Raw genomic sequence first — 11,447 nt, 5'->3', positions numbered from 1 at the left:
GCGCGGGAAAATTGTGGGGCGAAAGATGGGACTTGAACCCACGGCCACCTGGGCCACAACCAGGTGCTCTACCTACTGAGCTACTTCCGCCACGGGAAAATTCTTATAAGCAGGTTATTTTAGTTTGGCAAGCATTTTTTCAACACAGCTCCATCTGGATTTTATCTAGAAAAGTATCTACACTTGCAGCCGCTGCATGGCTCAGTGGCAAAAACCCGCCAGCCAAGCCATGCGCCCGCCTCGCAAGCCCTGAGCAGCGTGCCTGCTTTGGGCGCAGGGGGCTTGCATCTGCGTCAAACTTTTTTTGGGGACACTCCATGGACAAACTGGTTATTGAAGGCGGCGTTCCGCTTACTGGCGGCATTGAGGTCAGCGGTTCCAAAAATGCGGCCCTGCCCATTCTTTTTGCCTGCATTCTGCTGTCAGAGCCGGTCACAATCACCAATGTGCCCAACCTGCGCGATATACATACCACCATCAAGCTCCTGAACATGTTGGGCTGCACCTGCGAATACAACGATCATCGGGTACAGGTGCAGCCCGGCAATTTACTGCCGGAAGCTCCATATGATCTGGTGCGCACCATGCGCGCCTCTGTTCTGTGCCTTGGCCCGCTGCTGGCCCGCATAGGTCAGGCGCGCGTGGCCCTGCCCGGCGGCTGCGCCATTGGCGCGCGCCCTGTAGACCAGCACCTCAAGGGGCTGGAGCAGATGGGCGCCAGCTTTCAGCTTGAAGAAGGTTATATAATTGGCCGCTGCCGCCAGCTCAAGGGCGCGCACATCTCTTTTGACATGCCCACCGTGGGCGGTACGGAAAACCTGCTCATGGCCGCGGCCCTTGCAGACGGCGAAACAGTGCTTGAAAACGCCGCCCGCGAGCCAGAAATTGTTGACCTCGCAAACTTTTTGCGGGCCTGCGGCGCAAAAATCGAAGGCCACGGCACCTCCGTCATCCGCATTCAGGGCGTCACCTCCCTGCACGATGGGGAATATCCCGTTATGCCCGACCGCATCGAGGCGGGAACCTTCCTCGTGGCTGCGGGTATTACCGGCGGCGAACTGATGCTGCGCAACTGCCCTTTCAAAGACCTTGAAGCCGTCATTCTCAAGCTGCGCAGCATGGGCATGGAGATCACCAGCACCCCCGAGGGCGTGCTGGCGCGTTGCGCTGGCCCCCTGCGCGGCACAGATGTGAAAACCCAACCCTACCCCGGATTTCCCACAGACATGCAGGCCCAGCTCATGGCGCTCATGTGCCTTGCCGAAGGGGCCAGCGTTGTGGAAGAAAGTATTTTTGAAAACCGCTTCATGCACGTGCTTGAGCTCATGCGCATGGGCGCGCAGATCAAGGTTTCGGGTCACACGGCCATGGTGCGCGGCGTGCAGAAGCTCACTGGCGCGCCGGTGATGGCCTCCGACCTCCGCGCCAGCGCCTCGCTGGTTCTGGCAGGTCTGGCGGCCAAGGGCGTCACCGAAGTGCGGCGCATCTATCACCTCGACCGTGGCTATGAGAGCATCGAGCACAAGCTGAACGCCGTCGGGGCGCGTATCCGCCGCGAAAAAGAATAAAAAACGCTCCGCTCCTTTAGCAGGTAGCCTCCATGGCGCGCCGCAAAAGGGCAGGTTGATCGACTACGTTAAAGACGCTTCACCCGCAACGCGGGTTTCAGGAGGATTCCATGAAACGACTGGCGCTTCTATTGCTGCTGCTTTGCGTCACGCTGCTCAACGGCTGCGCATACACCGGCTACTCCATCTATGACGACCAGCGCCTGATGGGCACCATGTCGGACGACAAGGAACTCTCTGCCAAAATCAAGACGGCCCTGCTGGACGAAAGTTTCTCTGGCGGCTGGTCTGTTGCGGTGTACAGTTTTTACGGGCATGTCTTCCTTGTGGGTGAAATACCCGACACCATGCAGGGCAAGGCTGTGACCATAGCCAACCGCTACAAGCCCCGCTCTGTCACGACCCACTGGTTTACCCCCGCCACCAGCGACACCAGCAACTTTGTGCTGGCCACCAAGCTGCGCAAAGACCTTATTGCCACCAAGGGGCTCTCTTCCACCCGCATAGATACGGAAGTGAACTCCGGGCGTGTGGTGCTGCTTGGCGTGGTAAGGGATGATGCGGAAAAGCAGCTCGCCATCCAGGCAGCGCGAGGTGTTGGCGGCGTGACGGGCGTAACAAGCTACCTCATGTTCCCCCAAAAGGCGGGCCAGCTTGATAATATGCAACCAGAACACGCTACGGGCGTGAGCCCCATGGACGGCAGCATGGAACCCTCCGGCAGCCCAAGCAGTACCCCGGTTTCCAGCGGCGCAAACAGCCCCGGCGGTTCTGGCGATGTGGAGTCACGCGAGCTGCCGTAGACCGCTGCAACAAACTGATAATTCCAACACTCGTGGCTGACAGCCACAGCGCATATAGTTAGGACTTTTCCCTTTAATAAATGCTTACCGACGAACAGCTTTCGCCGGTAAGCATTTTACGTTCAGATTGCTGCACACACCTGCCCTAGGCGCGAGTCCAGGCGCATAATTTGCGCATTGCAAGAAATTTTGCAGCAGCATCGCGCTGCGCTCTGGACCGCACCTGATTGATCTGCAAAGCATTTTTTACAACCAAGGCGACAATATCCGCATCAAGCTGCCTGTTTGCCGCCATATCCGACATGCAGGCAACCACACTGGCCAGTTCCATGCCGCCCCGGTATGGGCGGCTCTCTGTCAAAGCGGTAAACACATCAGCTACAGCCATAACGCGCATTGGCAAGGTGAGCTTTGCTGCTCCCAGACCATACGGATACCCTTTTCCATCCAGCCTCTCGTGGTGCATTCCCGCCCAATCACAAACACAGTGAAAACCGGGGATTGAATCAAGAAGCTGTATCCCAATCTCGGCATGCTGCTTTATTTCATGCCGCTCTTGATCAGAAAGCGACCCCGGCTTCTCAAGAATATCCATAGGAATCGCCAACTTGCCAATGTCGTGCAGGAGCCCCGCAATGTAGATCGTCAGGTAATCATCGCCTAATGCAAGGCCAGTCAGCTTGAGTATTTCTTGCGCAGTGTGGGCAACGCCGTGCGAATGCGTTGCAGTGAACGGGCTTTTTGAGTCAATAATCTGAGAAAACAGATCGCACAAAATCAAGAGATTTTTGGTTGAAAGAATGTCTTTACAAAATTCGTTGCTCAAATACGCATCCATCGCCCCGGAGGATTGATACGCAGCAACAATGGTTCTGTTTTCTGCTATGTGAGCAAAGGCATTACGCCAGATGTAAGAAAAATTACCCGATTCCTTTTCCATAGCCGTCGCCAGCTTGGGGAAGGTCGCATCCGGGTGGGCGTGCATTTCAGCATCAACTGCATCGGCAAAATAAATACAGTTTGCAGAGATGGCGCTGTCTTCTTGAGGGGTCAGTTCTTTCCACGGAGTTTTCCGAAGCAGAACCATGTTGCAAACATCTTCAGGAAGTTTGGCTGTCCGGCAAAAAACCCAGCCAGCCACGCAATAATCTTCTTTTTCAAAAACAAAATTTGTCAGGCTATCCTTCAGCGGGATAGTCCCGATCTCATGCAGCATGCTTGCAATAAGCAGGTATTTTCTTTCCTGGTGATCCAGACCGCAGTGTTCTGCCAACACCTGTGCCAGATAGGCCACACGCAGATTGTGTTCTGTCAGTTCTTGACAAACAAGCCCAAGCGCCCGCGAAAAACCAGACAGTAAACTGTAAAGGTGAACTGACTCCATTGGCACCACTCAAGGTAGAAGACAAAATTTCAGCAAAGCCTGACAGACCAGGGAGCTGCGTTGCCTGCTTTTTCGCAAACGCACAGGCAACGGGGCATCTTTGCGGAGGATGGCAAAGCCGGTCTGAAAAAGGCAAAAAAATGCGGGGTTCACTAGCGGGGTAATTTTCTGCATTCAGAGGCAGGAGCGCACCATTTAACGGAGCGCCCCGCAACAAACAAGGTTCAGCACTCTGGCAAATTGATTTCAATAGTCCTCACAAGCCTAACCGGTACGCATTTCAGAAATAAGGCTTGCAAGCTTGCCCGCCTGCACTGCCAGATCACTCACAGCCTTTGCAGCTTCGGCCATTCCCTCGGCTGTCTGGCGCGACATTTCATTGACTTCGATAATTGTCTGATTGATTTCTTCGCTGGCGGCAGACTGCTGCTCACTGGCCGTGGCAATGGCATTGGCCTGATCGGCTGTAACATCGGCGGTGACAACAATTTCGCTCAGGGCCTGCCCGGAAAGGCTGGCGCTCTCCGTAGCAGTATTGACCTGCTCGACAGCATTATCCATTGAAACAAGACTTTTCGTGGTACTTTCCTGAATGGAGCGGATAACTCGCCCAACATCCGTTGTTGAAGCCATGGTTTTTTCTGCAAGCTTGCGCACTTCGTCCGCCACCACGGCAAATCCGCGCCCTGCCTCGCCTGCCCGCGCTGCTTCTATGGCAGCATTGAGGGCCAGCAGATTGGTCTGGTCGGCGATATCGGAAATGACCGTCATGATCTGTGAAATATCCTGCGCATGCCCATTCAGTTGCGCCATGTCATCTTTCAGCTCCATCGAGAGGCGGTGCACAAGCTGGATGCTCTCCAGCGAGTTGCCCACAATCGTGGCCCCGTGCTCGGCCTTCGCCTTGGTTTCTGCCGATGCGGATGAAGCAGCGCCAGCATTTTTTGCAACTTCCTGCACGGTGGCATTCATCTCGTTCATGGCGGTAGCTGCTTCACCCAGCCGCTGGGCAGTTTGCACTGCGCCCCTGTCGGCCTGTTCTATCTGGGCAGAAAGCTGCGTTGAGGCAGAGCTGACCGCATGGGCCACTTCTTCCAGTTGCGCTGCGGCCGCCAGCATTGCACTGGATTTTGACTGGGCAATCTTGCCGGATTCCTCGGCATTGCGCATGGCCTCTGTAGCTTTTGCAGCCTGATTCTGGGCGTTCATCGACTCATTATGAGCCTTTTCCATGTTGGCTTTAAGCGACTCAACCATTGATACAATTGAATCATAGACGCCAATTCTGGCACTGCCGTCAGCAATCTCGTAATCCCCATCAACAACGCGGCGGGCCAGTGCATTCAACTGCCCAGGGTCTTTGCCCAACTGCCGCATAACGCTACGCGTCAGCAGATAGGTAATTATTATGCTGATGGCGACTGCAAGCAGGCTGAGCACCAAACCTGTGTTTTTTGCCATTGCGCCAAGTGCCATGGCATCAAGCATATTTTCCTTGCTGCTTCGGATCGTCAGACTGACAAGCTCCGCGTAGACAGGAGCAAGTTTACGAAATTGGGGGCCGTATTCTGCAGAAAACAAGGTAGTTGCCTCGTCAAATTTTCCTTCAGCAACCAGCTTCGTTGAATTTCTTCTTATAACTCCCATCCCTTCGGAGATGTCATCTATCTGCCGGATCAGCTTTTTTGCCTGGGCAGCTATGTCGCCATCAAACAATGCTGTATATTCAATATATTTTTTTTGATCTTCTGCAATTTTTTGCAGAGACTCTTTGATTATTGCGTCATACCGCGCAGCGGCGGACACTTCGCGTACAAGAAGCATAGTTGTAAGGTTTGCTCTCACTGTCCAAAAATTTAAATGCATGTCACCAACGGTTATCACAGCAGGAATATACGCCTTATCAACATCATCAATACTTTCATCTAATTTTGAAGTACTGATCATGGATGATGTTGAAATCGCCAAAATCACAATAATCATGCCAGCAAATGACAAGATAAGTTTTGTGGACAACCGCATATTTTAAACCCCACATCGATGCACGTTTTTTTAGTGCCCAAATGGGCATGACCTCACGTCAAAATCTCCAGTCTGCCTTTTGTATTGATGATCGCGCTGCATATACATGGAAAGCATTGTGTATTTCAGCGATATCGCACCCAGACAGTATATAATACATATGCAGACCTAGATCACTCTGCACATCTTTATAATGTACCAGCTAATGCCTTCTCTTACTTTAATGCACTAGGTCATCAATACTGATAAGTAAAATATTATTTTTGCATGCCGCATGCACACCGCAAATATATGAGTTTTAACATTGATTCAGCCTCCATACTGATATATACTGTCATGTAAAAATAATTATATAATATAAAATATTGTGTGAATAATTTCCTAATGCAAAAAAATTGGAGAAGATACTCTACGTTTTAATTTGATGCTTACTTATGTGAAGCGAGACTCGTAACTTCTAAGGCAAACGCTTGATGCACCAGGTATGACCATGGAAATAAGACATCTTAAAACATTAATGATGGTTGCATCAGCAAGGAGCATTTCAAAAGCATCGCACATGCTACACCTGTCTCAGCCATCTGTAACAAGAATAATACAAGAAATAGAAACTATTGTAGGCTCCCCACTCTTTTCCAGAACAAAGGATGGTATGCTCCTCACAAAGGATGGCAAAAAATTCTACAAACTCGCCACAAAAATCATCTCATCCATTCATGAAGCAATATCTGACTTAAAAAGTTCACAAAAAAATTGCGTCATAAACATTGGATTTTGTCCAAGCATCATGATTTTTGACCTCATTGAACAGTTACGTTATGCAAATTTTAGAATGGATTACATCAGATTCCATGAATTCAATGCAAAAAGACAGCTTATCGCGTTGAAGAACAATCATATTGACATTTCAATAACGCGGGGCACCGACACCGTCTACAACCAGGACCTTGAACAGATAACGCTGCACAAGGCTGAGCTGTTTGCGGTCATTCCTGCAGCGCATCGGCTTTCGGGAAAAAAGATGCTCAACCTGGACGAACTGAAAGACGACCAGTTTGTGGTTCTGTCTGAAAAGCTCTTTCCTTTTTACAACAGCACCATGACTGCCATGTGCAAGAATGCCGGATTCAATCCACGCATCGGTTTTAGAGCCAACGGCTACGTTGCTGCGCTGGCAACCATTGCAACAGGGTCATGCGTGGGGATTTTTCCACGCGGTATCGTCAATTCAATCATACCAGGCTACGTATACATTCCTATACGCTCCAACGATAATTTCATTGATATATCGTGCTATTTGCGAAAAGGCGAAGCCAGAAAAGAAGTCATTGACATTATATCAATAATTCGCAATCAATTCTGCGACCTTGGCCTGTTAGATATATGAAAATATTCTTATTTTGATATCTCTGGATCACCCCCACAAAGAGTGCTAAGGAAAATGCAGCCAAGATACTATGTTTTCGCCATCTACTCCCCGCATTTCTGCAACCCAGCCAAAACATTGCTCAGGAGCAATCATGACCATCCGGCCAGCCACCAACGCTGACATCAGCGATATCTTTGCAATTCGCACCAACGTGCGTGAAAATCACCTGTCGCTGGAACAGCTCAGGCATATGGGCATTACTGAAGAAAGCATTGGCAGCATTATCAGCGAGGCTGAATGCACGTGGATTGCCGAAGCGGAAGGCGTGACCGTGGGTTTTGCAATGGCGGATGCGGAAGATGGCAGCGTTTTTGCGCTTTTTGTGCGCCCGAAGTGGGAGAATAAAGGCGTGGGCAAGCAGTTGCTGGCGAAGCTGGAGGCATTTCTACTTGCCCGGCATGAGATGATCTGGCTCGAAACAGACGGGAGCAGCCGTGCCGCTGGCTTCTACGCCCACCATGGGTGGACGCGCGCAGCAGAGCTGGAAAACGGTGATGTCCGTTTCGAAAAAAGGCGTTAACTATCGGCTGAATTCTTATATTTTTTTATTGGCCCTCTCCCGCAGCTTCTCGCCCATGCGGCGCAAAACCGGGTTCGGTTCAGCCGCAAAATTTTTCCAGTCGGCATCGGCGTAAGCCAGCAAGGCGGCCACAACGTCCAGGGCTTCTTCCACGCTGTCAACCCAGCCGCTGACAGCCCCGTGCAGCATCAGCCCCGGCCCTTCCAGCGGGCCGCGTATACCGAGCACAGGAACTCCAGCCCCGGCGGCAAGCCCCACTTCCACCCCGGCATCCTGGCCTGACGCGCCATAATAGATGACCATGTCCGCCGTCAGGCAGGCATTGTGGCAAAAGGCGTAGACCTCGCCGCCGTCACGGTCGGTGTCCATCCAGATGCGCCGTTCGGCGGGGGTCAGCCCTGGCGGCGGCACGGCCTTGTCTGTCCAGTCCAGCATGCGGCAGCCCATACCCCGCAGCTCGCGCCCCAGAAGGCGCACTCCGTGCTTGTGCTTGAACGACCCGGCCACGTAGATGGTCAATACAGACATATACCCGAATTCCTTTGCAAATACTGACGAACATCCCCAGAAAGGCAACCACAAAGGCTAAAATTCTATGCCCGGAGCGGCTTTGACGCCCGTACGCCAGGGGTGTTTGATTTCGGTCATGGAGGTCACAAGGTCAGCCGCATCCACGAGCCACTCGGGCGCGCTGCGGCCAGACAGCACGAGATGGCAATCCCTGGCGCGGGCCAGCGCCATGAGTTCTTCCAGCTCCTGCTGTTCAAGAATCCCGGCGCTCAAGGCATACAGGGTTTCATCCAGCACCAGCATGTCTGCCTGATCGAGCTGCACCCGAGCCCAATCAAGCACCCGCAGGGCAGCCTCACGGTGCGCGGGGCGCTCTGCATCGGTACGCAAAAAGCCCAGCCCTCCTGCAAAAAAGCGCTCTCCCAGCAGTTTGGCAAGCATGGCCTGCTCGCCCGCCTGCCCATCGCGCTTCATGAACTGCCCAAAGGCCACAGCCAGATTCTGCCCCAAGGCGCGCACGGTCTGCCCCACGCATGCGCTGGTTTTTCCTTTGCCGTCACCTGTATACACAAGAATCATTCTTCCAGACTCCCGGGATCTGCACGCCGCACTTGGGGCACTTGCCTTCTGCGCCCCGCACCCGCGTGTCGTATCCATTCCGTTCAATAACCAGCGCATTGCATTCCGGGCAAAACGTATTGCTGCCCAAGGGGCTGCGCGTGTTTCCTATATAAACATAATTCAAACCGGCCTCGCGCCCGATGCGCCAACAGGCCTCAAGTGTTGCCAGCGGCGTGTCCGGATGGTCGATCATCAGGTGCGCGCCGTGAAAACCCGTCACATGCCACGGAGTATCCGGCCCCAGCTCGTCACGGATAAAGGCCGCAAGCTCTGCCATTTCTGCCTGCCCATCATTGAGGCCGGGAATAACCAGAGTTGTGACCTCAAGCCACCAGCCAAGCTTTTTGATGGCCTTCAGATTCTCCAGCACGGGCTGGAGATGCCCGCCGCAGTATTTGCGGTAAAAGGCTTCGCTGAATGACTTCAGATCCACATTGGCGGCGCAGATGCACCGGCTCAGGGCCGCCAGGCAATCCTTGGACATATAGCCGTTGGTCACAAGTACGCTGCGTATGCCTTTTTTGGCCGCCATGCCTGCGGTCTCGTAAAGCAATTCAAAAAAGACAGTGGGCTCGTTGTAGGTAAAGGCCATGGTCTGGGCGCGGTTGGCCTGCGCCAGGGCCAGCAGATCTTCTGGCGCAGCGCGCTTGCCGGGCACCATGCCGCTTTCCGGCACGTGGGCTATGTTGTTGTTCTGGCAGAAATGGCAGGAAAAGTTGCATCCGGCGCTGCCTACAGAGAAAATCTTGCTGCCGGGCAAAAAATGGTAAAGAGGTTTTTTTTCAACGGGATCCATGGCAGCAGCGGTAACAACCCGGCTGACCAGAGACACCATTTCTCCCCGCATGTTGACGCGCACCCCGCAAATACCCTTGGCCCCTTTGCGCAGGCGGCACCGATGAGCGCACAGGCGGCACACAACAGTGCCGTCAGGCTGAGAATCCCAAAGCGCGGCAAGCATGCTCAACGCCTCTCCCTTCCATCACGGCCCCTGTCGGCGCCGCGCGGGTCATACTGTGAATCGCCCGGATTGCCGGGGCGCGGGTTATACCTGTCGTCTCCACGCTGGTCATGGCTGTTGTCGCGGGGCCTGTTGGGGCCATTGTAGCCACCATCGCGCGAATCATGCTGATCGCGGCGCGGGCCATCGTAACGGCCATCGTGCGGCCTGTCATCATACCGTCGATTATCATACTGCCGATCATCATAAGGCCTGTCGTCATGCCGCCTGTCGTCATGGCGATGCCTGTTATGGTCTGGCTGCGGCGCGGGCTGCCAGATAACCGGAGGCATGTTCTGCTGCCCAGGCCACGAAGGCCCACCTGGTCTGGGCATGGGGCCATACGGATTGGGTCCCCAGTGGTTGCCATCGGGGTAAATCTGCGGAGCCACAAAAAAAGTGCCGTAATTCTGCTGGTCCGGGGGAGCGGGCGGCACCACAGAAGTAACGATGTCGCCAGTCTGCGGATCCCTATACTGGGTCGCGATGCCTCTATCGTTGAAATTTTCACCCTGGAGCTGCCCAGTGCCTGAAACAACGCTGTCGCCCTGCCCCTGCCAGCCGGGTGCGGGCGCAGGATAAGGCGCATAGCCTGGCCCATAACCTGGCGCATACTCGGGGGCAAAGCCGGGGGCAGGCGCTGGCGGCGGCACGGCGGCGGGATTTGGCACAGGAGCCGCTGAAGGAGCAGGAGCGGGGGCAGGAGCATCTGCAGGCCCCGGCAGGGAACCAAAAGAGGAATAGGGGGCCAAGCCGCCAGCATTGGGCCAGGGGGTCGGCTGCCCTGAAGCGGCAGTCTGCAAAGCGGGTGCCGACCCAGCCGCCGATTGATTTGGCTGCTGGCCTGCGGGTTGCGGCGCAGCCGGTTTCTCTACAGATGTCTGGCCTGGCGCAGCAGGCGGCTCCGGCTGAGCAGGCTGAGCCGCCTGCACTGGGCCAAGCTTCACACCAGAGACAGGCGCGCGGTATTCCGCAGCGCCATCCGCAGCAAGGGACGCGCCGGAACAAACGAACGTCAGTACGGCGCAGAAAATATACAATCCGGCATATCTACGCATGGCACGCTCCTTACCCCTCCGGCTTTATTCTAGCAGCGGTGCGCAAGCCGGTCTATGAAAAAACTCACGGGCAGGGCCTCAAAAAGTCGCTTGGGGTTTGAAAGAACCTATGTTATGTAGCGCAGATTCAAAGGAGGCAACGGATGTCCAGCGACCGCGCAAAAGCCTATACCCAGGCAGGCGTTGATATTGAGGCGGGAAACGCTCTCGTTTCACGCATCAAAGGCATGGTTCAGAGCACGCAGACCAGAGGCGTCATTTCCGATATTGGCGGCTTCGGCGGCCTGTTCCGGCCTGACCTCAACGGCATGACCGAACCTGTGCTTGTTTCTTCCACCGATGGCGTGGGAACCAAGCTCAAACTGGCTTTTGCCTGCAACAAGCACGATACTGTGGGCATCGACCTTGTGGCCATGAGTGTCAACGACATTCTGGTTCAGGGTGCCAACCCCCTGTTTTTTCTTGACTACTTTGCCACCGGCAAGCTTGACGTAGAAACCGCCCAGACCGTCATTGGCGGCGTGGCCGAGGG

Annotated in this window: 11 protein-coding genes and 1 tRNA gene; 5 read left to right on the top strand and 7 right to left on the bottom strand. The window is 54.3% G+C overall.

Annotated features, from left to right (window positions below):
* Positions 1-14: 14 nt before the first annotated feature.
* Positions 15-90: transfer RNA gene (locus tag VEZ52_RS13690), tRNA-His, on the bottom strand.
* Between the two features lie 227 nt (positions 91-317).
* Here VEZ52_RS13690 and murA point away from each other — a divergent pair.
* The gene (gene murA / locus VEZ52_RS13685; protein WP_233483720.1) at positions 318-1,568 is read left to right on the top strand and encodes a UDP-N-acetylglucosamine 1-carboxyvinyltransferase; all 1,251 of its coding nucleotides are present in this window, start codon (positions 318-320) and stop codon (positions 1,566-1,568) included.
* Positions 1,569-1,678: 110 nt separating this feature from the next.
* A complete protein-coding gene (locus VEZ52_RS13680) occupies positions 1,679-2,371 on the top strand; it encodes a BON domain-containing protein (RefSeq protein WP_324837309.1) in 693 nt (230 codons plus the stop codon).
* A gap of 145 nt (positions 2,372-2,516) precedes the next feature.
* Here VEZ52_RS13680 and VEZ52_RS13675 read toward each other — a convergent pair whose 3' ends face one another.
* On the bottom strand, positions 2,517-3,755 hold the full coding sequence (locus VEZ52_RS13675; RefSeq protein ID WP_324837308.1) for an HD domain-containing phosphohydrolase: 1,239 nt from the start codon (positions 3,753-3,755) through the stop codon (positions 2,517-2,519).
* Positions 3,756-4,019: 264 nt separating this feature from the next.
* The gene (locus VEZ52_RS13670; protein ID WP_324837307.1) at positions 4,020-5,777 is read right to left on the bottom strand and encodes a methyl-accepting chemotaxis protein; all 1,758 of its coding nucleotides are present in this window, start codon (positions 5,775-5,777) and stop codon (positions 4,020-4,022) included.
* A 490-nt stretch (positions 5,778-6,267) separates the two neighbouring features.
* Here VEZ52_RS13670 and VEZ52_RS13665 point away from each other — a divergent pair, with 490 nt between their 5' ends.
* Both VEZ52_RS13665 and VEZ52_RS13660 read left to right on the top strand, forming a co-directional pair.
* Positions 6,268-7,164, top strand: coding sequence for a LysR family transcriptional regulator (locus VEZ52_RS13665; protein ID WP_324837306.1), 897 nt, complete (start codon positions 6,268-6,270; stop codon positions 7,162-7,164).
* Positions 7,165-7,297: 133 nt separating this feature from the next.
* Positions 7,298-7,726 (top strand): GNAT family N-acetyltransferase, encoded by a 429-nt coding sequence (locus VEZ52_RS13660; RefSeq protein ID WP_324837305.1) that lies wholly within the window; start codon positions 7,298-7,300, stop codon positions 7,724-7,726.
* A gap of 15 nt (positions 7,727-7,741) precedes the next feature.
* Here the strand turns inward: VEZ52_RS13660 and VEZ52_RS13655 are convergent, their stop codons facing one another.
* The 4 genes from VEZ52_RS13655 to VEZ52_RS13640 are packed head-to-tail and all read right to left on the bottom strand — an operon-like array spanning position 7,742 to position 10,915.
* Positions 7,742-8,254 carry a translation initiation factor 2 gene (locus VEZ52_RS13655; protein WP_324837304.1) on the bottom strand — a complete coding sequence of 171 codons (513 nt, stop codon included), beginning with the start codon at positions 8,252-8,254 and terminating at the stop codon, positions 7,742-7,744.
* Between the two features lie 57 nt (positions 8,255-8,311).
* Positions 8,312-8,815, bottom strand: a complete 504-nt coding sequence (locus VEZ52_RS13650; RefSeq protein WP_324837303.1) for a cob(I)yrinic acid a,c-diamide adenosyltransferase — start codon at positions 8,813-8,815, stop codon at positions 8,312-8,314.
* On the bottom strand, positions 8,793-9,818 hold the full coding sequence (gene amrS, locus VEZ52_RS13645; RefSeq protein WP_324837302.1) for an AmmeMemoRadiSam system radical SAM enzyme: 1,026 nt from the start codon (positions 9,816-9,818) through the stop codon (positions 8,793-8,795). Before amrS ends, VEZ52_RS13650 begins: the two co-directional genes overlap by 23 nt.
* 2 nt (positions 9,819-9,820) lie before the next feature.
* Positions 9,821-10,915, bottom strand: a complete 1,095-nt coding sequence (locus VEZ52_RS13640) for a hypothetical protein (RefSeq protein WP_324837301.1) — start codon at positions 10,913-10,915, stop codon at positions 9,821-9,823.
* A gap of 143 nt (positions 10,916-11,058) precedes the next feature.
* Here VEZ52_RS13640 and VEZ52_RS13635 point away from each other — a divergent pair.
* Positions 11,059-11,447: AIR synthase related protein (locus tag VEZ52_RS13635; RefSeq protein ID WP_324837300.1), on the top strand; the 389-nt coding region annotated here is incomplete at its 3' end.

Source organism: Desulfovibrio sp. (assembly GCF_035644575.1).
Taxonomy (GTDB): Bacteria; Desulfobacterota; Desulfovibrionia; order Desulfovibrionales; family Desulfovibrionaceae; genus Desulfovibrio.
The sequence above is the reverse complement of the archived record's forward strand: the minus strand, read 5'-3'. Positions and strand labels throughout refer to the sequence as shown.